This window comes from Pseudomonas sp. P110(2024) (genome assembly GCF_057480795.1).
In genome coordinates, this window is sequence record NZ_JBLIYT010000004.1 from 124,648 (window position 1) to 148,175 (window position 23,528).

Annotated in this window: 26 protein-coding genes; 13 read left to right on the top strand and 13 right to left on the bottom strand. The window is 63.9% G+C overall.

Annotated features, from left to right (window positions below; genetic code table 11):
- Window positions 1-16 precede the first annotated feature (16 nt).
- The 7 genes from AC25ND_RS07875 (at window position 17) to AC25ND_RS07905 (ending at window position 6,644) form a co-directional block, all read left to right on the top strand.
- Window positions 17-1,708 (top strand): phospholipase D-like domain-containing protein, encoded by a 1,692-nt coding sequence (locus AC25ND_RS07875; RefSeq protein WP_062364435.1) that lies wholly within the window; start codon window positions 17-19, stop codon window positions 1,706-1,708.
- Between the two features lie 224 nt (window positions 1,709-1,932).
- The gene (locus AC25ND_RS07880; RefSeq protein WP_028689290.1) at window positions 1,933-2,568 is read left to right on the top strand and encodes a lytic polysaccharide monooxygenase auxiliary activity family 9 protein; all 636 of its coding nucleotides are present in this window, start codon (window positions 1,933-1,935) and stop codon (window positions 2,566-2,568) included.
- Window positions 2,569-2,605: 37 nt separating this feature from the next.
- On the top strand, window positions 2,606-3,655 hold the full coding sequence (locus tag AC25ND_RS07885; protein WP_028689291.1) for a chitinase: 1,050 nt from the start codon (window positions 2,606-2,608) through the stop codon (window positions 3,653-3,655).
- Window positions 3,656-3,842: 187 nt separating this feature from the next.
- A complete protein-coding gene (locus tag AC25ND_RS07890; protein ID WP_236179403.1) occupies window positions 3,843-4,715 on the top strand; it encodes an AlkA N-terminal domain-containing protein in 873 nt (290 codons plus the stop codon).
- Window positions 4,716-4,873: 158 nt separating this feature from the next.
- The gene (locus AC25ND_RS07895) at window positions 4,874-5,554 is read left to right on the top strand and encodes a hypothetical protein (RefSeq protein ID WP_069017788.1); all 681 of its coding nucleotides are present in this window, start codon (window positions 4,874-4,876) and stop codon (window positions 5,552-5,554) included.
- Window positions 5,551-6,075, top strand: coding sequence for a hypothetical protein (locus AC25ND_RS07900; RefSeq protein ID WP_028689292.1), 525 nt, complete (start codon window positions 5,551-5,553; stop codon window positions 6,073-6,075). Before AC25ND_RS07895 ends, AC25ND_RS07900 begins: the two co-directional genes overlap by 4 nt.
- The gene (locus AC25ND_RS07905; protein WP_069017786.1) at window positions 6,072-6,644 is read left to right on the top strand and encodes a hypothetical protein; all 573 of its coding nucleotides are present in this window, start codon (window positions 6,072-6,074) and stop codon (window positions 6,642-6,644) included. The genes AC25ND_RS07900 and AC25ND_RS07905 overlap by 4 nt, the downstream gene beginning before the upstream one ends.
- 52 nt (window positions 6,645-6,696) lie before the next feature.
- Here AC25ND_RS07905 and AC25ND_RS07910 read toward each other — a convergent pair whose 3' ends face one another.
- The 8 genes from AC25ND_RS07910 to AC25ND_RS07945 form a co-directional block, all read right to left on the bottom strand.
- Window positions 6,697-7,104 carry an ACT domain-containing protein gene (locus tag AC25ND_RS07910; RefSeq protein ID WP_062364431.1) on the bottom strand — a complete coding sequence of 136 codons (408 nt, stop codon included), beginning with the start codon at window positions 7,102-7,104 and terminating at the stop codon, window positions 6,697-6,699.
- 105 nt (window positions 7,105-7,209) lie between these two features.
- On the bottom strand, window positions 7,210-7,698 hold the full coding sequence (locus tag AC25ND_RS07915) for a DUF2878 domain-containing protein (protein WP_096048057.1): 489 nt from the start codon (window positions 7,696-7,698) through the stop codon (window positions 7,210-7,212).
- A gap of 3 nt (window positions 7,699-7,701) precedes the next feature.
- Window positions 7,702-8,961 (bottom strand): SAM-dependent methyltransferase, encoded by a 1,260-nt coding sequence (locus tag AC25ND_RS07920; protein ID WP_197866318.1) that lies wholly within the window; start codon window positions 8,959-8,961, stop codon window positions 7,702-7,704.
- Window positions 8,942-9,745, bottom strand: coding sequence for a DUF1365 domain-containing protein (locus AC25ND_RS07925; protein ID WP_236179405.1), 804 nt, complete (start codon window positions 9,743-9,745; stop codon window positions 8,942-8,944). The genes AC25ND_RS07920 and AC25ND_RS07925 overlap by 20 nt, the downstream gene beginning before the upstream one ends.
- Window positions 9,742-10,989, bottom strand: a complete 1,248-nt coding sequence (locus AC25ND_RS07930; protein WP_088852133.1) for an NAD(P)/FAD-dependent oxidoreductase — start codon at window positions 10,987-10,989, stop codon at window positions 9,742-9,744. Before AC25ND_RS07930 ends, AC25ND_RS07925 begins: the two co-directional genes overlap by 4 nt.
- 6 nt (window positions 10,990-10,995) lie before the next feature.
- On the bottom strand, window positions 10,996-11,748 hold the full coding sequence (locus tag AC25ND_RS07935; protein ID WP_247284397.1) for an SDR family NAD(P)-dependent oxidoreductase: 753 nt from the start codon (window positions 11,746-11,748) through the stop codon (window positions 10,996-10,998).
- Window positions 11,745-12,167: a nuclear transport factor 2 family protein gene (locus AC25ND_RS07940; protein ID WP_088852132.1), complete on the bottom strand. Its 423-nt coding sequence runs from the start codon at window positions 12,165-12,167 to the stop codon at window positions 11,745-11,747. Before AC25ND_RS07940 ends, AC25ND_RS07935 begins: the two co-directional genes overlap by 4 nt.
- Before the next feature lie 105 nt (window positions 12,168-12,272).
- Window positions 12,273-12,719 carry a PAS sensor domain-containing protein gene (locus AC25ND_RS07945; RefSeq protein WP_028689300.1) on the bottom strand — a complete coding sequence of 149 codons (447 nt, stop codon included), beginning with the start codon at window positions 12,717-12,719 and terminating at the stop codon, window positions 12,273-12,275.
- Window positions 12,720-12,872: 153 nt separating this feature from the next.
- Here AC25ND_RS07945 and AC25ND_RS07950 point away from each other — a divergent pair, with 153 nt between their 5' ends.
- Entirely contained in the window at window positions 12,873-13,760 is an 888-nt protein-coding gene (locus AC25ND_RS07950) for a MerR family transcriptional regulator (protein WP_232853343.1), read from the top strand.
- Window positions 13,761-13,767: 7 nt separating this feature from the next.
- On the opposite strand, the gene AC25ND_RS07955 is transcribed toward AC25ND_RS07950, so the two are convergent.
- The 4 genes from AC25ND_RS07955 to AC25ND_RS07970 all read right to left on the bottom strand — a co-directional run bounded on the left by AC25ND_RS07955 (window position 13,768) and on the right by AC25ND_RS07970 (window position 16,695).
- Window positions 13,768-14,697, bottom strand: coding sequence for a malate dehydrogenase (locus AC25ND_RS07955; RefSeq protein ID WP_486976219.1), 930 nt, complete (start codon window positions 14,695-14,697; stop codon window positions 13,768-13,770).
- A 141-nt stretch (window positions 14,698-14,838) separates the two neighbouring features.
- Window positions 14,839-15,534 (bottom strand): anti-sigma factor, encoded by a 696-nt coding sequence (locus AC25ND_RS07960; RefSeq protein ID WP_028689303.1) that lies wholly within the window; start codon window positions 15,532-15,534, stop codon window positions 14,839-14,841.
- On the bottom strand, window positions 15,531-16,061 hold the full coding sequence (locus AC25ND_RS07965) for a sigma-70 family RNA polymerase sigma factor (protein WP_028689304.1): 531 nt from the start codon (window positions 16,059-16,061) through the stop codon (window positions 15,531-15,533). Before AC25ND_RS07965 ends, AC25ND_RS07960 begins: the two co-directional genes overlap by 4 nt.
- Window positions 16,062-16,161: 100 nt before the next feature.
- Window positions 16,162-16,695: a DUF3455 domain-containing protein gene (locus AC25ND_RS07970; protein ID WP_028689305.1), complete on the bottom strand. Its 534-nt coding sequence runs from the start codon at window positions 16,693-16,695 to the stop codon at window positions 16,162-16,164.
- Window positions 16,696-16,985: 290 nt separating this feature from the next.
- Here AC25ND_RS07970 and AC25ND_RS07975 point away from each other — a divergent pair, with 290 nt between their 5' ends.
- Window positions 16,986-18,887: a potassium transporter Kup gene (locus AC25ND_RS07975; protein ID WP_280060649.1), complete on the top strand. Its 1,902-nt coding sequence runs from the start codon at window positions 16,986-16,988 to the stop codon at window positions 18,885-18,887.
- 74 nt (window positions 18,888-18,961) lie between these two features.
- Here AC25ND_RS07975 and chrA read toward each other — a convergent pair whose 3' ends face one another.
- Window positions 18,962-20,332 carry a chromate efflux transporter gene (gene chrA / locus AC25ND_RS07980; protein ID WP_288519081.1) on the bottom strand — a complete coding sequence of 457 codons (1,371 nt, stop codon included), beginning with the start codon at window positions 20,330-20,332 and terminating at the stop codon, window positions 18,962-18,964.
- 1 nt (window position 20,333) lies between these two features.
- Between chrA and AC25ND_RS07985 the strand changes: the two genes are divergently transcribed.
- The 4 genes from AC25ND_RS07985 (at window position 20,334) to AC25ND_RS08000 (ending at window position 23,295) form a co-directional block, all read left to right on the top strand.
- Window positions 20,334-20,501 (top strand): hypothetical protein, encoded by a 168-nt coding sequence (locus AC25ND_RS07985; protein WP_155952661.1) that lies wholly within the window; start codon window positions 20,334-20,336, stop codon window positions 20,499-20,501.
- Between the two features lie 157 nt (window positions 20,502-20,658).
- Window positions 20,659-21,642, top strand: coding sequence for a DUF1852 domain-containing protein (locus AC25ND_RS07990; RefSeq protein ID WP_028689308.1), 984 nt, complete (start codon window positions 20,659-20,661; stop codon window positions 21,640-21,642).
- Between the two features lie 27 nt (window positions 21,643-21,669).
- Entirely contained in the window at window positions 21,670-22,698 is a 1,029-nt protein-coding gene (locus AC25ND_RS07995; RefSeq protein ID WP_028689309.1) for a methionine synthase, read from the top strand.
- A gap of 87 nt (window positions 22,699-22,785) precedes the next feature.
- On the top strand, window positions 22,786-23,295 hold the full coding sequence (locus tag AC25ND_RS08000; protein WP_028689310.1) for a flavin reductase family protein: 510 nt from the start codon (window positions 22,786-22,788) through the stop codon (window positions 23,293-23,295).
- Window positions 23,296-23,528 lie beyond the last annotated feature (233 nt).

Below are 23,528 nucleotides of genomic sequence, written 5' to 3' on the forward strand. Positions count from 1 at the left end.
TGCCAGGAGTGCACCCATGCGAGCATCCGCCACTGGCGACTATCTGCGGGTACGGGCTATCGCCGGCACCCATGTCGTGTTCCTGGCCTGGGACTTCGTGACACCGCCGAGCCTCGAGGCACTGGTCGGCGAACAGAACCTGCTGGGCTTTGCCGTGCACCGTCGGTACTTCGACGCGGCCGGCAAGGTGCGGACCCAGTACTACCTGCGCGGCCTCAAGCGCTTCGCCGACAAGGACAAGGGGCTGCCACCGGGCACGCTGGTGCCCACCAGCGAGCATCCGATCCAGAGTTTCCTGTGGGCCGACTACACCGTCGCCGCCGATGGGGATTACGAGTACAGGGTGCTGCCGGTGTTTGGCGAACCCAAGAACCTGCGCATCGACGAAGCCCGGAGCGTCGCGGTGCGCGTGCGCTGTGAACCCACGCTGGCGCCGGCCGGCGAGGGATTGGGACACGATATCCACTTCAACCGCGGCGTGATCGGCTCCCAGGCTTATGCCAGGGAGTTCGACAACGTTGCTCCCGACCCCGATGCGCCGGCATCAAAACCGATGAAATGGCTTTCGCGGGGCTTGTACGAAGCCCTGCTCGACTTCATCGGGCGTGGCGGCGCTAAGGGCATGGGCTTGCGCGCGGCGTTCTACGAGTTCCAGTACCTGCCAGTTGCCCAGGCCCTGCGCGAGGCCGCCCGCGAAGGCGACGTGCAGGTCGTCTTCGATGCGTACAGCAAGTACAAGGCGAACAACCTGGCCACCATCGAGCAGGCCGGCCTGCAGGCCTGGGTTCATCCGCGCACGGTCAGCGAAGGCATCCGCCACAACAAGTTCATCGTGCTGCTCAAGGACGGCCAGCCGGTCAGCGTCTGGACCGGTTCGACCAATATTTCAGCTGGCGGGATCTTCGGCCACTCGAACGTTGGCCATGTCGTCCACGACCCCATCATCGCCCGGCAATACCTGGACTACTGGACGCGGCTGCAACAGAACATGACCCCGGCCAGGCTGCTCGGGCCCAACGCCCAGGCCAGCCCATTGCCCACCTTGCCATTGCAGCCGGGCACCTACCCGCTGTTCAGCCCCCGCGAGCGCAAGGAAACGCCCCAGGCGCAAAAGACCTTGCAGTGGTACGCGGACCTGGCCGGCAATGCCCGGCAACTGGTGTGCTTCACCGCCGCGTTCGAAATCGCTCCGGAATTCCAGAAGGTGCTCCAGGCCCAGAACGACGTGCTGCGCTACGTGATCAAGGACGATCCGCTCAGGAAGACCGAAGACATTGGCACCGACGGTGACGTGATCTTCGCCGCCGGCAGCTACCTGGGCGAGGACAACCCGCTGGCCAACGCGCTCAAGGAGCGTGACAACCCGCTCAACAGCAACGACTTCGTCCATACCAAGTACCTGTTGGTCGACCCCCTGGGCGAGCAGCCCACCGTGGTGACCGGGTCGGCGAACTTCAGCGCCGCCTCCCAGGAAAAGAACGACGAGAACATGCTGGTGATCCACGGCGATACCCGGGTGGCGGATATCTACTTCGGCGAGTTCATGCGCCTGTTCGACCACCACTACGCGCGCTACCTGGCGGCGAAGTACCAGGCCCGGCCGGGGAGCACCGGCAACTACCTCAAACCCCAGGTCGGGCAATGGTTGCCTGCACACCTGGATCCGTCTAACTACCGGTCGAAGCGGCGCCGCTATCTGGTCGGCTGACAGTCCCCTCAGGCCATGCGCCGCCTGGGCATGTAGGTGATTTGCTCCATGATGGGTAGGAGAAACATAGCGATACTGTATGAATGTCCAGTATTTATTGGGGCTCCTCCCAACGGCCGGCTTCGGTGCGCAAAATCGCGCCGTGGACAATAAATCCAGCTCCGTTAGTTTGAAGGCCTCTCCTTCGGAAAGGGAGAGTTCTCAAATCAAATGGAGCTATGAACATGAACCAACCACAAAACCAGAACCCACTTCGCCATGGCCGCGTCACTTCTCCGGCTTCCCGCGGCGCCGTCGCCATCGACCTCGGTGTGCTGAGCGGCTGGCAGGTCGACGAAATGGAAGGCGGCAAGAACTTCCCGGCCCTGGCGGCCGGTCCGTTCCCCGCACCGTTCCAATCGGACAACCCAAGCGTCGCCCCGCCCGCCGACGGCTATATCCTCAGCGGCGGCAAGACCGACGCCCGTGACTGCGTCAACTTCACCGACGAGGAGATGAGCAAGAAGCTCAACCGCGCCTTCACCTGGCCGCTGGTGAACGTCGACCCCGGGCAGCTGTTCAAGGTGACCTGGCGCTACACCGCGCCGCACACCACCCGTGGCTACCGCTGGCTGATTACCAAGGACGGTTGGGATCCGAAACAGCGCATCACCCGTGCGCAGCTGGAGGACAAACCGTTCGCCGAGGACTTCTACCCGCAGGTGCCGTACTACAGCCATGCCGGGGAGCTGAAGGCCAAGGTCGACCACGAAGTGAAGCTGCCGGCCAACAAGAAGGGCCGTCATGTGATCGTCCTGATGTGGATCGTCGCCAACACCGGCAACGCCTTCTACCAGGCCTTCGACGTCGACTTCAAGTAAGTCCGCGGATCTTCCACACGTTCTAAAGGATTGGAACATGTCAAAGATTGACTTTACCCAACTGAAGGCCGCGCGGGACGACGCCGCCTCGCGCATGCCCAGCCTCGAGGGCAAGAAGATCCTCATGGGCTACTGGCACAACTGGCCGGCAGGCCCGGCGGACGGCTACCAGCGCGGGCAGTTCGCCAACATGAGCCTGGAGGAGGTGCCGCGCGACTACAACGTGGTGGCCGTGGCGTTCATGAAGGGCAGCGGCATCCCGACCTTCAAGCCTTACAACCTGTCCGATGCCGAGTTCCGCCGCCAGGTCGGCGTGCTCAACAGCCAGGGCAGGGCGGTGCTGATGTCGTTGGGTGGTGCCGATGCGCATATCGCGCTGAACCCGGGCCAGGAACAGCCGCTGGCCAATGAAATCATCCGCCTGGTGGAAACCTACGGTTTCGACGGGCTGGACATCGATCTTGAACAGAGCGCGATCGACTTCGCCGCCAACAAGACCGTCCTGCCCGCCGCGCTGAAGCTGGTGAAGGATCACTATGCCGCCGAGGGCAAGCATTTCATCATCAGCATGGCACCGGAGTTCCCTTACCTGACCAGCGCCGGGCGCTACGTCGACTACCTCAAGGCACTGGAGGGGTACTACGACTTCATCGCCCCGCAGTTCTACAACCAGGGTGGCGACGGGCTGTGGGTACAGGAGGCCAACAACGGCAAGGGCGCCTGGATCGCCCAGAACAACGATGCGCTCAAAGAGGACTTCCTCTTCTACCTGACCGAAAGCCTGGTCAGCGGCACCCGCGGCTTCACCCGGATCCCGGCCGACAAGTTCGTCATCGGCCTGCCGGCCAACGTCGATGCCGCCGCCACCGGCTACGTGGTCAACCCGACGGCGCTGACCAACGCGTTCAAGCGCCTGTACGCCAAGGGCGTGTCGATCAAGGGCCTGATGACCTGGTCGGTCAACTGGGACAACGGGGTCAACAAGGACCACGTGCCCTACAACCAGGAATTCAGCCGACGCTACGGGCCGCTGATCAACGGCACCAAGGCACCTGCTCGCACCCGCAAGGCACCGACGGGCGCCTGATCGAACTCGCATCGGGCAGACGTGCCTGATGCCCGGCAGTCGAGGCCTGCCGAGGTGAACGATCGATAAGAATCCGATGCCGCAAGGCATCGGATTTTTTGTTGTCTGCAGGATAGGGGCAACCCTGTGAGCCCTATGTCCGAAAATAGCGCGCCTCGAACGCGTCCAGGACACTAGAATGTCGCTCATGACCAACCTCTGTCTGGGCTGGTGCCCACCCTATGACATCGAAGCTATGCTGGGCTTCCTGCGCCTGCGCGCCATCCCGGGCCTGGAGTGGGTCGAGGGCCGGCAGTACGCGCGCACCCTGCGCCTTGTGCAGGACTCGCAGGCGTGCAGCGGCTGGCTGAGCGTGAGCCTTGATGACGAGCGCGCCCAGGCGCAGGTGACGATCAGTGACAGCCTTGCCAGCGTGCTGCCCATGCTGATCAACCGCGTGCGAACCGCGTTCGATCTGGATGCCGACCCGGTGGCGATCCACCGCGTGTTGCAGGCCAGTTTTCCGACCAGCGAAGGCATGCGTGTGCCCGGTACGCTGGATGGCTTCGAACTGGCGGTGCGCGCCGTGCTCGGCCAGCAAATCACCGTGGTCGCCGCACGCACGCTGGGCGCGCGCCTGGTCACCGCCTTTGGCGAGCCCATCCAGACTCCAGTCGCAGCGCTGGACCGACTGTTCCCCACACCGGCCACCCTGGCGGCGGCCAGTGGTGACGCCCTTGGCCGACTGGGCATCACGCGCCAGCGCCAGGCGGCGCTCAAGGCCCTGGCCGAGGCCGTGGGGGAGGGGCGCCTGGTGCTGAGCCCCGGCGTCGATGTCGCGGCCACCTGCGCCCAGTTGCGTGCCTTGCCCGGCATCGGCGACTGGACGGCCCAGTACATCGCCTTGCGCGCGTTGCGCTGGCCCGATGCGTTTCCGGCGGGAGACGTGGCACTGCAGAAAGCTCTGGGTGTGAACAGTGCCAGCGCCGCTACGCAGGCCGCGCAGGGCTGGCGCCCCTGGCGGGGTTATGCGGTGCTGCGCGCCTGGCAAGGGCTGGCGGGCGAGGCGCGTGCAAACTGACAGGCAGCACCCTTGGATCGCGGTGTGGCAAATAGCTATAACTGCCACTCGCCTGATGACCGGCTGCGCTATATCATCGCGCCCCCACAGCCGGCAGCAGTCACCCCTCGACCTACCGTCGGCAACCGATGGAACGCGATCCCCTTCAAGGACTTTTCATGCCTGGATTTCTCCGTGCATTCGCACGTCTGTTACCCCTTGCCCTGTTGACGGGCTGCGCCGCCAAGTCTCCGGTCCTCGTCACTGCGCCCCTGCTACCGGCCGCAGGCGATCCGGTCGCGTACCTGGTCGGCAGTATCGGTCCGCTAGGTCGCGACAGTGCCTACACCAACCAGCGGATCCTGTTGCGCAAGCGCGGCTCGCAATACGGCGCGGCGGCCTGGTGGGGCCATGCCGAGGTGGAACATACCCCGAAGGACATCGAAGAGGTACGCGGCAACGACAAGAACGCGCTCCCTGGCGAGGCCAGCGTCTTCGTCATGCCGCTCAAGCCCGGCGACTACGAATTCTACGATTTCCAGTTCTTCTGGACGGGCTTCAACGGCGCCTACAGCACCCTCCAGGCGCGGGAGCAATTCCTGGTGCCCATGCACCTGGAGGCGGGCAAGGCGTATTACATCGGCGAGTTCCGCTCGCGCTGCCTTGGAACTTCGGCCTGCATGTTCTTCCATGGCGACCAGCAGCCAAGGGATGAAGTGATTGCGCGGCGTCAGAATCCTGGTTTGCCGACCTTGCAGGCGTTGAATCTGAACCTGGCGCCGGCGTTTCCTTTCGTGACGACGCTGCCCGTGGCCGGCTCGGCGGATGATAAGCCAGGCAACCAGGAGTCCAAGCAATGAAAAAGTCCCTGCTTCTCACCGCAGGTCTGCTGCTGGGCGGCTGCGCCGGCACCCAGACCCTCCCCGACCCGCAGATCAGGGACGGCCTGGATTACCTGCCGCCGATCACGGTGATGGTCGATTCGCTCGAGCACAGTTACGAATTGCGCAACTACCTGCGAGAAAGCGGAGTATTCAGCAGCGTCGAAAGCGGCAGCGCCGCAGAAGGGCAGACTCAGGTGATGGTCAAGCTGGATGCCCAGCGTAAGGTCGCGCCCATGCCGTTGCTGTTCCTCAGTGCCGCCACCTTGTTCCTGCTGCCGTTGCAGAGCGACATGGACACCAAGGCCGACTTCACCGTGATGCGTGATGGCAAGGTGCTAAATCGCTACCACTATGAAAACTACATGGCCAAGTACGCTTGGCTGCTCGATCTCGGTATTCCCGAGCGCCAGGAAAACATCCGCCGCGTCGCCCGCGCCTTCGCCCGTGACATGCAGGCCGCGAGCCTGGCGGGCAATGCGCCGCAGGCGCAGCGATGAATCGCCTGTGCACGTTGGGGCTGGCCGCTGCGGGACTGCTGGCGCTGGGCGGCTGCAACCCATCGATGAAGCCGCTGGGCTACCACGCTGAAAAACCCTATGTGCCGATGAGCCTGGTGGTGATGCCGGACGGTTACACGCGCTTCGACATCCAGGAGCGCAACGAGCTGACCGCGGCGGTCAGGTCGTCCGGTGCGTTTTCCTTCGTCGACCATGGGGTGCCCCGCAAAGGCTATGGCCTGGTCATCACTCAGCCACCGGGCAAAGGGGCAGGGGTGCTGGTGGCGCTCAACGCGTTGACGTTGCTGACCTTCCCGATGCCCTACAGCTATGTGCACAACCTCACCGGCCAGGTCTACAAGGATGGTCAACTGCTGCGCACCTTCAGCTACAAGCGCGAGGGCCTGAGCGTGGCCGCCTGGTACGTGCCGCCGCCGATCACCGAGAACCAGCGGCAGATGCTCACCGAGCTGATGTCGGACCTGGAGGCCAGCGCGCTGATTCCCCATGTCGGTGACGAGGGGCAGGAGGCGGTGAGCGCTGGGTTGGGGCTGTCCGGCGCAGAGTGAATCTGCCCTGGTTGGAACGGGGCACCGCGTTGGTTCTGGCAGCGCCAATCGCTCAGGCTTGGTTGGCGCTGCTTGAAAGTGCCCTCAATACGGCCATGGCGCTCTGGGCCTCATCCACACCGACAAAGATGTGGTCATGGTAATAGGCCGCCACCACGTTGCAACTGATGCCGGCCTTGCCCAGCGCGGTGGCGAACGCGGCGGTCAGGCCAACGGCTTCGAGAGAGGAGTGGACGGTCAGCGTGATCCAGGCGCACACGTAGGTGTAGGGCAGTTGCATCGCGTCCGCGACCTTTCGCTCCAGGATGACCGTCCAGCCTTCGCGCTCCCTGAAGCTGCCGACAATGTTCAGGTCTTGTAGTTGTGAGGCGTCGGTGACCGTGGCAAAGACATACTCACCGTCATTGAGTACGGGTTTCATGGACTGGAGGAGTTTTTCAATCGAGGTTTCGCCATGCATCGTGTGGGCTCCTGGGGTGGTGAGCCGGCAGTCTAGAGCGTTCACCGGGGACGATTGAAATTAGCATTGCACGCAGGGCATTAGGATAATCGATGAGTCTGGCGCTCAGCGCCACGCCGCCAGGCGCACCAGCGAGGGCAGCAACAGTGCCCAGATCGGCGCCAGCAGCGTGGCGGTGGTGATCGCGCCCAACGGCAGGTCGACCTGCGCCAGCCGGGCGCCGGCCAGGTAGGCCAGCGGTCCGCCCAACGCGCCTAACAGCGCCCCGCGCCAGAACGGCCTGCCGGCCCAGGCCAGGCTGTGGCGCAGGCCGCTGGCCAGCACCAGCCACAGCATCGCCAGCCACATGGGTAGAGGACGGCTGTCGAAAGCGAACACGCCAAGCGCGCCGAGCAGGCTATCCAGCAGGCAACCGGCCAGCGTTACGCGCAGTAGCGCCCGGAATTCGCCAGCGCGATCCCGGCACAGGAATACATGCGCCACCATGACCGGCGGCACCACCAGCAACAACCAGGGCCATCGCGCCCCGAGCACGCACAGCCACCAGCCGGCCTGAAGCCACAGGGCATTGGCGATCAGCCAGCCACGGCGCATGGGTCAGTGCCCAGGCAACGGGGCGCGCCGAGCCAGGGGGCCGGCCCACAGCAACTGGGCGACGCCGATGGCGCGTTCCTCGAAGCCGCCCTGGCAGTAGCACAGGTAGTACTCCCACAAGCGCTGGAACATTTCGTCGTAGCCGAGCGCCGCCAGCTCACCACGTGCCTGGCGCAGGTTGTCGCGCCAATGACGCAGGGTGCGTGCATAGTCCAGGCCGAAGTCCTCCAGGTGCACGAGGTTCAGCCCTGTCTGGTGGCTGGCGGTGTCGAGCAGCACGCTCAGCGACGGCAGGGCGCCGCCGGGGAAGATGTAGCGTTGGATGAAGTCCACCGAGCGCCGGGCCTGGGCATAGCGCTGGTCGCGGATGGTGATGGCCTGCAGGAGCATCAGCCCGTCAGGTTTGAGCAGCGCGGCGCACTGGCGAAAGTACACGGGCAGGTAACGGTGGCCAACGGCTTCGATCATCTCGATCGAGACCAGTTTGTCGAAAGTTCCCCGCAGGTCGCGATAGTCCTGGCGCAACACCGTTACACGTTGTTCCAGCCCCAATGCCTGGACGCGCTGGAGGGTGAACGCATACTGGGCTTCGGAGAGCGTCGTGGTGGTGACCCGGCAACCGTGTCGGGTCGCGGCGTGGATCGCCAGGCTGCCCCAGCCGCTGCCGATCTCCAGCAGGTGATCCTGCGCACCCAGTTCGAGCTTGCGGCAGATCTGCTCCAGCTTGTTCAACTGGGCGTGCTCCAGAGGTTGCTCGGGGTGTTCGAACCGGGCCGCCGAGTACATCATGGTCGGGTCGAGCAGGTGTTCGAACAGGACGTTGCCCAGGTCGTAGTGGGCCAGGATATTGCGTTTGGCGCCGCGCCGGGTGTTGCGGTTCAGGCGATGCAGCAGGCGCAGCAGGGGGCGTCCCAGGCGTGCCAGGCCACCTTCCAGGGCGTCCAGCACCTCCAGGTTGGCCACGAACAGGCGGGTCACGGCCGCCAGGTCCGGGCTGTGCCAGTAGCCGTGGATGTAGGCTTCGCCGGCACCGATCGAACCGTTGCCGGCCACCAGGTTCCAGGCCGCGCCTTCAAGGATCTCCACTTCGGCCAGCAACGGGCTGCCGGCGTCGCCGAAGCTCCATTGCTGTCCCCGCTCGCGCAGTCGCAGGTGGCCGTGGCGCAGCTTGCCCAGTTGCGCCAGCACCGCGCTGCGGGCCAGCCCACCCAACAGGGGGGTGAGGCCTGCGGATTTGCTGACGCTAAGGGTGGGGTTCGACATGATCGGGCTCCTCGCAGCGGTGGCCAAGCGCCAGGGCGCCCTGGCTGGCGGTGTGGTCGTGAATGGGGATGCGCTTGAGCAACAGGCGCAGGGCTTGCCAATAGATGGCCGAGACGGTGCGCAGGCTCATCCAGGGGAAGGACAGCAGGTATCGGTGCAGCGCGGCGCGGCCCAGCGGCTGGCGCCGCACGGCGAGGTCGGCTTCGAAGACTTTCTGACCGTCTCGCCAGTTCTCCATGTGTACGTGAATCCGTTGCGCATCCAGATGGAAACGCAGGTGGTAGTCCATGGCCATTGGCAGGAAGGGCGAGACGTGGAAGGCCTTGGCCATGACGAATGGCTGGTCTAGACCGTCCCGTACCGGCAGTACATAGTGGAAGCGCTCGCGCCATGGCGTATTGCGCACTTCCAGCAGGATCGCCGCCAGTTGTTCGTTACGGTCATGGCAGAAGTACAGGCTCACCGGGTTGAACGACAGTCCCCAACTGCGCAGTTGGGTCAGCAGACGCACCGGGCCCTCGGGAGTCTGGCCGGTGGCTTGACCGACCAGCCGGCGGGCGGCCTGGGCCAGCGGCTCGCCGGTGCCGGTCAGCGCCGGCAGGTAGTCGGTCTCGCGCCAGCTCAACGGGGCCAATCGCCCGTGGCCTATCCAGCGCGACAGGCCCAGCAGCCAGGCCTGCTCGTCAAGGTCCACGTAGAACATACCGATCCGGTAGCGGAAGGCATGCGGGCGGGGCCCCAGGCGCCGATGGCTGACCCAGCCCGGGCACAGGCTGCTGTTCACAGTTGCTCTCCGAAGTGTTCGGCGACCTTGAGCGCACTCACCACGCCGTCCTCGTGAAAGCCGTTGCCCCAGTAGGCGCCGCAGTAGTAGCTGTGGCGCTGGCCCTGCAGTTCGGCCTGGCGGGCCTGTGCGGCGGTGGCGGCGAGGCTGTACTGGGGGTGGGCGTACTGGTAACGGGCGATGATCTGCGTCGGGTCTACCTGAGCGGTCTGGTTGAGGCTGACACAGAAGGTCACCGGGGCCTGGATGCCCTGCAGGATGTTCATGTTGTAGGTCAGCGCTGCCGGAGCCTGTTCGGGGCCGCCCAGGCGGTAGTTCCAGCTGGCCCAGGCCTTGCGCCGGCGCGGCAGCAGGCGGGTGTCGGTGTGCAGCAGCACGTCGTTGCTGGCGTAGGTGATGGCCCCGAGCACCGCGCGCTCCTGGGCGCTGGGCGCCTCCAGCAAGGCCAGGGCCTGGTCGCTGTGGCAGGCGAACACCACGTTGTCGAAGCGCTCGCTACCGGCCTTGCTGAACAGGGTGACACCGCCTTCGTCGCGGCTCACCCGGTCGACCTTGCACGCCAGGCGGATGCGCTCGGCGAACGGCCGGCACAGCGGTGCGACATAGCTGTGCGAACCACCTTCGACGACCCGCCACTGCGGACGTCGGTTCACCGACAGCAGTCCATGGTTGCGGCAAAAGCGCACGAAGAACTGCAAGGGAAAACCGAGCATGTCCGCCCGTGACATCGACCAGATCGCCGAGCCCATCGGCACGATGTAGTGCTCGACGAAGCGCCGGCCATAGCCCTGTGCCTGGAGATAGCCGCCCAAGGTGGTGGAAGGGTCTATTCGCCCGCGGTCCAGGTCGGCCAGGGCCTGGCGGTTGAAACGCAGGATGTCGCGCAGCATGCCCCAGAACCCCGGCGACACCAGGTTGCGCCGTTGCGCGAACAGGGTGTCGAGGTCGTGGCCGTTGTATTCGAGGCCACTGCTCGGGTCATGCACCGAGAAGCTCATCTGGGTCGGTCGCGAGGCAACGCCGAGCTGGTCGAGCAGGCGGATGAAGTTCGGGTAGGTCCAGTCGTTGAACACGATGAAACCGGTATCCACCGCATGGCGCTCGCCGTGCCAGGGCACTTCGACGGTATGGGTGTGGCCACCGATCCAGTCGTCGGCCTCGAACACCGTGACTTCGTGGCGGCGCGACAGCAGGTGGGCGCAGGTCAGGCCGGCGATGCCGCTGCCTATGATCGCGATACGCATGTTGGGCTATTCCTGTGGCCGTCTTGCCAGGCGTCGACCCAGCGCCAGGCGCCAACGCGGCGGCAGCGCGCCGAGCAGGCGCAGGGCCAGGGTGAACGCAGCGGGGAAGTTGATTTCCAGTGGCCGCCCGGGCAGGCGCCGGGCGATATGGCGGGCGGCGCGTTGCGCCGTCCAGCGCTGGGGCATGGGGAAGTCGTTACGCCGGGTCAGAGGCGTGTCGACGAAGCCGGGGCTGATCAGGGTGACATCGATGCCTTCGTTGGCCAGGTCGATACGCAGCGATTCGACCAGGTAACGCACGGCGGCCTTGGACGCGCCATAGGCACCGGCTCGGGGCAGGGCTAGCCAGGCCACCGAGCTGCCCATCACCACCACATGCGGGCGTTCGCCACGGCGCAGCAAGGGCAGGGCGGCGGCCAGGCAATGGCACAGGCCCAGCAGGTTGATGCGCATCACACGTTCGACCAGGTCAGGGTCGAATCGACCTGGCTCCAGATATTCGCAGTTCCCGGCGTTGAGGATGACCCCGTCCAGCGCGCCCCAGGTCTGCTGCAGTTCGTCGGCGATCAATGCCAGCCGTTCACCGTCTTCGATGTCGCCAAGAGCCACCAGTGCCTGCTCGGGAAAGCGTGCGACCAGGGGCGCCAGGCGTTCGGCGCAGCGGCCTCCCAAGGCCACCCGGTGCCCCTGTTCCAGCAATTGCACAGCCAGTGCGGCGCCGATGCCACTGCTGGCGCCGGTCAGCCAGTAGCGGCTCATGCCAGCCGGCCCTTGAGCCAGCGAATGGCGCCGCCCATGACCGGGACATGTTCATACAGCAGCGCGCCAGCGTCGAAGTAATCCTGGTGAACCTGTACCCGCTGCTGCCATTGCAGGTGGCTGCAGCCTTGCAGACTGATGGGACGGCCACTGGCGAGGCGCGGATGTCTAAAGTGCAGGGTCCAGCGCAGGTAGCCCTGTCCGGGCCGGACCTCGTCGGCGCCGGTGAAGGCATAGCGGATATCGTGGACGTTGGCGTAGAGCTGGGCGAAGTACGCCTGCAGTGCCGGCAGGCCATCGATCTGGTGCAGCGGGTCGCGAAAGCGGATGTCTTCGCTGTACAGGTTTTCCAGCGAATCAAGATTGCCTGCCTGCAAGCGGGCAAAGTGATGGGCGAACTGCAGCAGGTAGTCTGACATACGCGGCTCCGGGCAATCCTGTACAACGATGGCGAGTTGTACAGGTATGACTGAAGCCTAGGACTAAAATTGTACAAATACAATGGTCTTGTACAGCTTTTTCAATCAGCGTCCCGTCGCCTCCAGCGCCTGGCGCAGGCGCGCAACCTCCGCCTCCAGTTCACGTACTTTCTCCTCGGCGGCCACCTGGGCGGTGACATCGCGCTGGATACCGATGTAGTAGGTCAACTGGTCGGCTTCATTGCGTACCGGGGTGATCGACAGCTCGTTCCAGAACGGGCTGCCATCCTTGCGGTAGTTGCGCAGCACCTGGCGGCATGGGCGACCGGCGCGGATCGCCTGCGCGATGGCGGCGACGCTCGGCTGGTCATGGTCGGCGCCCTGGAGAAACCGGCAGTCCTGGTAGAGGATATCGTCCGTGGTATAGCCGGTGAGCCGTTCAAACGCCGGGTTGACATAGATAAGAATGCTGTCGTTGCCCTCCTGCTCGGCGACGACGATGCCATCGTTGGACTGTTCGACCATCAGTTGCAGGAGTTTCGCGTTGATCATGGAGCTCACCTGTCGGAACGTGGATGCAAATGCGCAGCGTAGCTACCGTGCGAGAGCCTCGGGCGCGTTTGCCGACCATGATGACCCAAGCAGGCTCGCCGCAACAGGTGCCCATGGGTTTAGAATGTGCTCACATCCATTTGAACCCTGGCCATGACCGACACCCCTTCCTTCGACTTGCTGCCCATGCGCGACGTGGTCAGCCTGACCGGCATCAACCCCGTGACATTGCGGGCCTGGGAGCGCCGCCATGGCCTGATCAGCCCACAGCGCACCGAAGGCGGCCACCGGCTCTACACGGCCCGGGATGTCCAGCGCATTCGCGACATCCTGCGCTGGACCGGCAACGGCGTGCCCATCAGCAAGGTCGGCGGGCTGCTCGCCGGCCAGCCCGAAGCGCCCCCCGCGCAGGACGATGCCTTTCACGATTGGCGCCTGGCCGTTGTCCGGGCCACCAAGGCGTTCGACGCGCAGGCGCTGGAAGGTATTCATGGACAGCTGTTCACGCTGCTACCCAAGGCCACGGTGATGCATGAGGTGTTCATGCCGGTGTGGCGTGAACTGGCCGAGGGCGAGGCTTTCGGCGAGCGCAGCCAGTGGCTGTTCCTGGACACCTTCCTGCGCGCCCGTCTACTACTGCGCCTGCACATGAACCAGGCCGATGCGCCACGGGTGCTGCTGGCCGGCGCCGAGGGCCTGGCCGACCTGCAGTTGCTGTGTGCCGGCCTGCTGCTGAGCGATCGACGGCAACGCATTGAAGTGCTGGGGTGTGGCCAGCCGCTTGAGGAGCTGGCGCTGGTGTGCGGAGCAATCCAGCCCGCGGTGCTGGTGGTCGCGGTGCAGGGGCCGGTAAGCGCGGCCTTGGCGAAACGGCTGCGTTCGTTGCAGATGGAGATCCCTTGCCCGCTGGCCTTGGTGGGGGAGGGGTTGGGCGCTTCGCAGGAGGTGTTGCAGGGGATTCCGATGTGTCTGCTGGATGAGCGCGATCCGCAGGCGCCCGGCGTGCTCGATGCTCTGCTCAGGGGCGCCCTGGACCTGTAACGGCTCCCTACAGCGCTTTCATCTGCGCAATATCCCGCGCCACTTGATCCGCAGAACGGTCGAACATCGCCTGCTCCTGCGCATCCAGCGGCAGTTCGATCACCTGCGTGATACCTGCGTCCGAGAGCACGCAGGGAACCCCCATGGCAATATCCGTGCGCCCGTACTCGCCCTCGAGAATCGCGACCGCCGGCAGGATGCGGCTGCGCCCGTTGGCAATCGCATCCACCATTTGCGCAATCGCCACGCCCGGCGCATCGCAGGCGCTGCCGACCTTCTTCAGGGCAAGGATCTCGCCGCCACCTTTGCGGGTACGCTCAACGATCTGCTCGATCTGCTCACTGGACAGCAAGTGCGCCAGCGGCACCGCACCGACCGTGCAATAGCGCATCAACGGTACCATGCTGTCGCCGTGCCCGCCCAGGACCAGCGCCGTGATATCCCGTGCCGAAAACCCGGTCTGCTCGGCAATGAAACACTTCATGCGCGCGGTATCCAGCACCCCAGCCTGGCCGAACACCTTGTTGCGGCTCAGGCCACTGAGGCTCCAGGCCCGATAGGTAAGCACGTCGACCGGGTTCGACACCACCAGCACCGTCGCGCTCGGCGCATGCTGTTTCACATCGCGCATGATGCCATCGAGTATCGGCAGGTTGGTGGCCAGGACATCCTGGCGCGACTGGCCAGGCTTGCGCGGCAGGCCCGCAGTGATCACCACCAGGTCGCAACCCTGCAGCAACCGGGCATCCGACCCGCCGTGCACCTTGGTATCAGAGCCTGACTCCACCGCCGCCTGCCAGACATCCAGCGCCTTGCCCTGCGCCAGCTCGCCCTGGACGTCGATCAGCGCCAGTTCACGGCAGAGGGCTTCCCGGGCGATGACCTGGGCCGCTGCCTCACCGACGATACCGGCACCCACGATTGATAGTTTGTTCATCTCGCACCTCCTCGCGGCTTGCGTCATCAGTGACACGCTCGCCTGTACAGGGAAGTATTGACCGCCCTTGGTAAAGGGCTACACATTAGTCACTGCCAGCCAGCTGGACGCCAATTCCCATCACCTTGAAAGGCCTGCTCCTCAGAGCACTTTGACCGCCCGTCCGATGAACTGCACAGGCCCGGTCGGAAGTCCGCTGGCAGAGCCACCCACATTCTCCAGGGTCAGCTCGAACAACTGGTTGGGCTCAACCGCAGGCAGGCGCTCCAGCGGCACGGTGACCTGCTCCCCGGGCTTGATCAGCCCGAGCGAGATGGGTGCTGGCCATTGTTCACCCTTGGTCCAGAACTGCAGGACCTTATCTCCGGGGACCTCGGACTTGCCCAAGGGAATCAACTGGACCTTGTCAGGGCCACGGGCCTGGACTACCCAGCCAGGTGCCTGGGTGGCGGGTGCCACCAGCACGACCATATAGGTGGTGGCAGGCGACTGAACCGTCAGCAGTGCAACACCCAGCAACAAGCTGGCTGCAAGGCTGGCAGCGGCCAGCCCTTGCCACAGCCCCAGGCGTCGCCACCATGTGGGCTGGGCAGGGCAGTCGCCCAGGCTACGGTTGATCCGTTGCCACAGTCTGGGACTGGGCGGCAGGGGCGCGGCCAGCGCGTTCAACCCCAGCAGCCGCTGCTCCCAGGCGTCCACGGCGTCACGCAGTGCACGGTCGCTATCCAGGCGCCTGAGCACGCTATCCTGCTGCTCGGCCGACAACGTGCCCAGCACATACTCGCCGGCCAGTTGCTCGAGATCATCGGTGCTTTTGCTACCCGGCTCGTTGTTCATCCCATGCACTCCCGCAGCGCCTTGAGGCTGCGTTTTATCCACGACTTGACCGTGCCCAGCGGGGTGTCGAGCAAGCGGGCGATCTCGGCATGGCTGCAGCCGTCGACGTAGGCATGCAGGATGCAGCGGCGCGGCGCGGTGTCGAGCTGGTCGAGGCAGCGGTCAATCCTCGGCGAATCGGCTTGCATGATCATGTCTTCGTGATAAGGCGCGATATCGGCATCGTCGAGCACGACCTCACGGCGGGTATCGCGCACGAAGTTCAAGGCCAGGTGCCGGGTCAGGCTGTACACCCAGCCACGCGCCGAGCCACGTGCCGGATCGAAGCTGTCCGCGCGGGTCCAGATGCGGATGAAGGCGTCATGGACGATGTCCTCGGCGGTGGCGTGGTCGCGGGCGATGCGCCGGGCCACGCCGAGCAGCCGGGCACCCTCCTGGTCGTAAAGCGCCTGCAGGGCGCCGCGATCGCCCCTGGCACAGGCCTGGAGACAGCGCTCGTAGTCGAATGGCGTCGTGGGCAGGTTCAAGGTCGGGCCGATCCTCATGCTATCGGGAGCCCCGGCCGGTCGGCCGGGGACTGTCGATGAGCGTAGCTCAAGGGTGCTGGCGCGCCTTGCGCACAGGCCCTCAGTTGGCGGCCCAGAAGATGTAGTCGGCCTGGTACTTGACGATCTGCTTCTCGCCCTTGTTCTGCGCCGTGCAGGCGGTCTGCGGGGCGACACCGCCACGGGTGGCCAGGCGCTGGACGAAGCTGACGCCGCTCATGGCGCCCTTGCCCTCGGCGGGATTGGCCTTGACCAGCTGGTACGGCAGGTCACCCTTGGCCGCCGGGGCGATGGCCAGCTGCGTGCCGGTGATCTTCGAGCCGTCCTTGGCCTGCCAGGTGGCGGGCGGGCCGAAGTAGTCGCCCACGGCCTTGCCGGTCCGGTCCTTGAGCACGGCCTTCGGGCCGACGAAGGTCCATTCGGTTTGGCCAGGGGCATCGGGCTTGTCGCGGCATTCGTAGGTGATCTCGCCGACACCGACGGTTTCCAGCGCTACCTTGTGGCCGTCCGGCACCTTGACGGCATCGGGGACCCCAGTCTGGGCGTGGGCGGTCGACAGCAGCATGGCCAGGGCGAGGCCGCAGGCGGGCAGGAACGAAACGTGTGCGATGTTCATCGAGCGATCTCCTGGTAGGGACATGGCAGGGCATTCAGGTGTTGCCCTGAGGTGAGTACCCACCAGCACGCGATTTGGATGCACCCAGACGAAAAAAAGAGCCTTGGCCGACAGCGCGCAAGGTGGCCAGCGCTCTTCCTCCGATGTCGAGCGTTCATCGGGCAATGGCGTTTTTTTACGCTTTCTTTATGCCGGCCTTTGCAGGTTGAGAAGATACTGGCGCGGCTTTCTCTGTCCCCCGCCTGCCTGCCCGCATTCAGTGTTTACGCAATACTGACGAGACGTTACCTGTGAGCCAATCCGCAATCGTTGAAAACCCGTCCCACGCCAACAAGAGCACAGGCGTCGGCCTGCTGGTCGCCGCCGTCGGGGTCGTCTATGGCGACATCGGCACCAGTCCCCTGTACACACTCAAGGAAGTGTTCTCCGGCCATTTCGGCGTGCAGGCCAACCTAGAGGGAGTGCTGGGCATCCTGTCGCTGGTGTTCTGGTCGCTGATCTGGGTGGTGTCGGTGAAATACGTCCTGTTCATCCTGCGCGCCAGCAACCAGGGCGAGGGCGGGATCATGGCGCTGACCGCGCTGGCCAGGCGGGCGGCACGTCCTTATCCGCGGCTGAGCAAGGTGCTGGTGCTGCTGGGGCTGTTCGGCGCAGCGCTGTTCTACGGCGACAGCATGATCACCCCGGCGATCTCCGTGCTGTCGGCGGTGGAAGGCCTGCAACTGGGCATCGATGGCATCGAGCACTGGGTAGTGCCCCTGGCGGTGGTGGTCCTGGTCGGGCTGTTCATCATCCAGAAGCACGGCACGGCGCGCATCGGCATACTGTTCGGGCCGGTGATGGTGCTGTGGTTCGTGGTGCTGGGGGCGCTCGGCATCCATGGCATCGTGCAGCGGCCCGAGGTGCTGCAGGCGCTGAACCCGTCCTGGGCGGCGCACTTCTTCGTGGCTCATCCGGGCATCGGCGTGGCGATCCTGGGCGCCGTGGTGCTGGCCTTGACCGGTGCCGAGGCGCTCTACGCCGACATGGGACACTTCGGCCGCAAGCCGATTTCCCGCGCCTGGTTCATGCTGGTGTTGCCGGGTCTGGTGCTGAACTATTTCGGCCAGGGCGCGCTGATCCTCGACAACCCGGCGGCGGTGCGCAACCCGTTCTACCTGCTGGCCCCGGAGTGGGGGCTGCTGCCGATGGTCGCGCTGGCCACCCTGGCCACCATCATTGCCTCACAGGCGGTGATCTCCGGCGCTTTCTCGCTGACCCGCCAGGCCATCCAGCTGGGCTATGTGCCGCGCATGTTCATCCAGCACACCTCCAGCGAAGAGCAGGGCCAGATCTATATTGGCATGGTCAACTGGGCGCTGATGGTCGGCGTGGTGTTGCTGGTGGTCGGTTTCGAGTCGTCCAGCGCCCTGGCTGCGGCCTATGGCGTCGCGGTGACCGGCACCATGCTGATCACCACGCTGCTGGCCTCGGCGGTGGTGCTGTTGCTATGGAAGGCCCCGCGCTGGCTGGCCATTCCCTTGCTGCTGGGCTTCCTGCTGGTGGACGGCCTGTACTTCGCCGCCAACGCGCCGAAGATCCTGCAGGGCGGCGCCTTCCCGGTGATCGCCGGCCTGGCGCTGTTCGTGCTGATGACCACCTGGAAGCGCGGGCGCAGCATCATCGTCGAACGCCTGGATGAAACCGCCTTGCCGCTGCCCTTGTTCATCGCCAGTGTGCAGGCGCAGCCGCCTCATCGCGTGCAGGGCACGGCGGTATTTCTCACCGCCCGCTCCGATGCGGTGCCTCACGCACTGTTGCACAACCTGCTGCACAACCAGGTGCTGCACGAGCAGGTGGTGCTGCTGACGGTGGTGTCGGAGGATTCGCCGCGGGTGACGCAGGACAAACGCTTCGAGGTCGAGGTCTTCGGCCAGGGCTTCTTCAGGGTCAACCTGCACTTCGGCTTCATGGAGGAGCCTGACGTGCCCCTGGCGCTCAGCCATAGCAGCACGGCCGAGCTGGACTTCAGCCCCATGCGCACCACCTACTTCCTGAGCCGGGAAACCGTGGTGCCGACCAAGCGGATCGGCATGGCCAAGTGGCGCGAGCACTTGTTCGCCTTCTTGTTGAAGAACGCCAACAGCAACTTGCGGTATTTCAAGCTGCCGCTGAACAGGGTGATCGAGCTGGGGACCCAGGTCGAGATGTAAAGGGGGGCTCAAGGGGGCGGTGGTCCGCGATGACTGCGAGGGGGCGAACGCTTCCTCCCGAGCGATAGCATGAATCAAGCCCGCAGCAGACGAACAGCCAGCCCGGCCACGGCGCAGGCAAACAGCACCTGAATCACCCCCCGCTTGAAGCGGAACAAGGCGACTGCCGCAGCAAACGCGATCACCGCTGAGGGCCAGTCGAATGCCCCACTGAAACCCTTTGGCCAAAGCACGTGGTAGCCAAAGAACAGGGCCAGGTTCAGGATCACGCCCACGACCGCTGCGGTGATGCCGGTCAGCGGTGCGGTGAACTTCATCTCGTTGTGCGTCGACTCCACCAACGGGCCACCGGCGAGGATGAAGAGGAATGATGGCAGGAACGTGAACCAGGTGACCAGGCTCGCCGCGACCGCACCGGCGAGAAACGGGTGCTCGGTACCGAACATGGGATGCACGTAGCCCCCAACGAAACCGACAAAGGCGACCACCATGATCAGTGGTCCCGGCGTCGTTTCTCCCAAGGCGAGGCCATCGATCATCTGGGTCGGCGTCAGCCAGCCGTAGTGTCCGACAGCGCCCTGGTAGACATAGGGCAGCACCGCGTAGGCACCACCAAAGGTCAGCAGTGCGGCCTTGGTGAAGAACCAGCCCATCTGTGGCAGGGTTGCGCCCCAGCCAAACGACAGCGTCAGCAGCCCCATGGGCAGGACCCAGAGTGCGGCACCGACCACAAGCAGGCGCAACAGGTGCCCCCAACCGAATCGGGCGTGCGTGGGAGCCGGGGTGTCGTCATCGATCAGTGCCGGGCCATGGTTATGCTTTGCGGTTCCGTGACCGCCACCGATCACGAACTGGGCTGGGGCAAGGCGGCCTCCCACATAACCGATGATCGCGGCCACCAGCACGATCAGCGGGAACGGCACGTTGAGGGCGAAGATGGCAACGAACGAGGCGCCGGCCATGGCCCATAACCAGCCATGCTTCAACGCGCGCGAACCGATCCGGTGGGCTGCGTGGACGACGATTGCCGTGACCGCCGGCTTGATGCCATAGAAGATCCCTGCCACTACCGGGACCTCACCGAAGGCGATATAGACCCAGGACAGACCGATCAGGATGAACAGTGAAGGCAATACGAACAACGCGCCGGCAATCACCCCGCCCCAGGAGCGGTGCATGAGCCAGCCGATGTAGGTGGCCAGCTGCTGAGCCTCAGGGCCGGGCAACAACATGCAGTAATTCAGCGCATGCAAGAACCGCTTCTCGCTGATCCAGCGCCGGCGCTCGACCAGCTCCTGATGCATGATCGAGATCTGCCCGGCGGGCCCGCCGAAACTGATGAATCCCAACTTGAGCCAGAACAGGAAGGCTTCATACAAACTGACCGGCTGCCGGGTGTCTTGCGAAGGTGGCTGTGTGCTCACAGCGGAGGGAGTATCAACCATTTTGAGCTTCCTCACTTGCGAACGCCGCCAGCAGGCCATCGAAAATGTCCTCGGCTACCGTTTTCAGTTGATCGTCATCGCCGACATTTTCTCTCAAGCCCGCGAGCATACGCGTTTTCAGAGGCCGCATTCCAGCGCGGGCAGCGTCGATCGTGAGCAGGTGTCTTAGAACGATTATGAGGAAAACTAAAGATCAGCTTAAAATAAATGAGCTTTCCTCAAGGTGTTCATCTGATGACAATCCCCCCATTGAATTTTTCCTTCGAAGCCGGGCAAGCCGGAAGACTTTTCAGGATCTACTTCGGGAATGAGGGTACCGGGTCACAATGAATAAAGAATTTACCTTCGCGATTAGTAGTATTCGTTTCGACGAAGACTATCGACCTGCGGACAACACGCGCATCACCACCAACTTTGCCAACCTGGCCAGGGGCGAGAGCCGTCAGCAAAACCTGCGTAACACGCTGGCGATGATCGACAATCGCTTCAATGCCCTGGCGCATTGGGACAACCCCAAGGGTGACCGTTATTCGGTAGAGCTCGATATCGTTTCCGTCGAGATGAAGATCGCGGATGAACAGACGGGCGATGCCTTGCCGTTGATTGAAATCCTGAAAACCAGCATTGTCGATCACAAGACCCACGAGCGCATCGAAGGCATTGTCGGGAACAATTTCTCCTCGTACGTGCGGGACTATGACTTCAGCGTGCTGTTGCTGGACCACAACAAGGGGCAGTCCGGCTTCAGCACGCCGCAGGCATTTGGCGAACTGCACGGGAAACTGTTCAAGTGCTTCGTGAACTCGAGCACTTTCAGGGAGCATTTCAACAAACTGCCGGTCATCTGCCTGAGCGTTTCGAGCAGCAAGACCTACCATCGCACTGAAAATCAGCACCCGGTCCTGGGTTATGAATACCAGCAGGATGAGTACTCATTGACCGATGAGTACTTCGCCAAGATGGGCCTGAAGGTGCGCTACTTCATGCCGCCGAACAGCGTCGCGCCGTTGGCGTTCTATTTTGCCGGCGACTTGCTGGGTGATTACACCAACCTGGAACTGATCAGCACCATCAGCACGATGGACACCTTCCAGAAGATCTACCGCCCCGAGATCTACAACGCGAACTCGGCGGCAGGCAAGTCCTATCAGCCCAGCCTGAAGCACCAGGACTACTCGTTGACTCGAATTGTCTACGACCGCGAAGAGCGCAGCCGTCTGGCCATAGAGCAAGGCAAGTTTGCCGAAGAACAATTTATCAAGCCGTACCACGCTGTGCTGCAGCAATGGTCCGCTCATTACGCTGTTTGATCGATCGAATACACAAGGCCTTGGGTCATGAAAAAACTACTCCCCACTTCGACTGCCGGCAGCCTGCCCAAACCGTCCTGGCTGGCACAGCCGGAAACCCTCTGGTCGCCCTGGAAGCTGCAAGACGAGGCGCTGATCGAGGGCAAGCAGGATGCGTTGCGTCTGTCGCTGCAAGAACAGCAACATGCCGGTATCGACATCGTCAGCGACGGTGAGCAAACTCGCCAGCACTTCGTCACCACCTTCATCGAACACCTCGACGGCGTTGATTTCGAGAAGCGCGAAACCGTGCGTATTCGTGATCGCTACGATGCCAGCGTGCCGACCGTAGTGGGTGCCGTTGCGCGCCGTAAGCCGGTGTTCGTCGAAGATGCCAAGTTCCTGCGTCAGCAAACCTCGCAGCCGATCAAATGGGCGCTGCCAGGCCCCATGACGATGATCGATACGCTGTATGACGCGCACTATAAAAGCCGCGAAAAGCTGGCCTGGGAATTCGCCAAGATCCTCAACGAGGAAGCCCGCGAGCTTGAGGCTGCCGGCGTTGACATCATCCAGTTCGACGAACCGGCCTTCAACGTGTTCTTCGACGAGGTGAACGACTGGGGCGTTGCCACCCTGGAGCGGGCCATCGAAGGCCTCAAATGCGAAACGGCCGTGCACATCTGCTATGGCTATGGCATCAAGGCCAATACCGACTGGAAGAAGACCCTGGGTTCGGAGTGGCGCCAGTATGAGGAGGCGTTCCCCAAACTGCAGAAATCCAAGATCGATATCGTCTCGCTGGAGTGCCACAACTCCCACGTTCCGATGGAGCTGATCGATCTGATCCGCGGCAAGAAGGTGATGGTTGGAGCCATCGACGTGGCCAACCACGCCATCGAAACCCCGGAGGAAGTGGCCAATACCCTGCGTAAAGCGCTTCAGTTCGTGGATGCCGACAAGCTCTACCCGTGCACCAACTGCGGCATGGCGCCGTTGCCGCGTGCCGTGGCACGCGGCAAGTTGAATGCCTTGAGCGCAGGTGCAGAGGTCGTGCGACGAGAGCTCGCGAAGTAAGGCTGAGCGCGAGGTGGAAGGGGCGGGGCGCGCAGCTTCGGCCCTTTCCTATTGCTGACGGGTCGCACCCCATATCCAGGATCTACTATGTCGCTCTTCAGTACTGCCATCGAGCCACTGCGCTTTCGCGAAGCGCTCGGGCACTACGCCTCCGGCATCACGGTGATCACCTCGCACTGTGATGGCGAGCCGCTCGGCTTTACCTGCCAGTCGTTCTACAGCGTGTCGATGAACCCGCCGCTGGTGTCATTCAGCGTCATGTCCAATTCGGCCAGCTACCCCGGGATTCGCAAAGCCGGCCGCTTCGCGGTCAATATCCTGTCGGGTGAGCAGGTCGGGATTTCCAACCAGTTCGCACGGCGCGGCACGGACAAGTGGCAGGGTGTCGACTGGCAGGCCTCGCCGCTGGGCAACCCAATCATCGCAGGCAGCCTGCATTGGCTCGATTGCGAGATTCACGCCGAACACGCCGCCGGTGACCATCTGATCGTGATTGGCGAGGTGAAAGCGCTGAACTTGCAGGAAGCGGCGGCTGCCCAGCCATTGCTGTACTTCAAGGGGCAGTATTGCAACCTCGCCGAGCTCAGCCCGGCCTGAGCCTTGGCAATGGCCAGCACGGCCGAGGTCCAGCCACGCTCTGGGATTTACCGGCATGCCCACGCCACCCACTTCATGGATGGCACCGACGATGCGCTGGTCAGTGCCCTGGGCAGACAGTTGATTGGCGCGTATCAGGGGGGCGGCGGGGTGAATTTTGTCGCGCCTTCTTCGTAACCCTTGGATTGGACAGGTTCATCGGACGAGGAGGGCCCGTGCAGACTGATCACGTA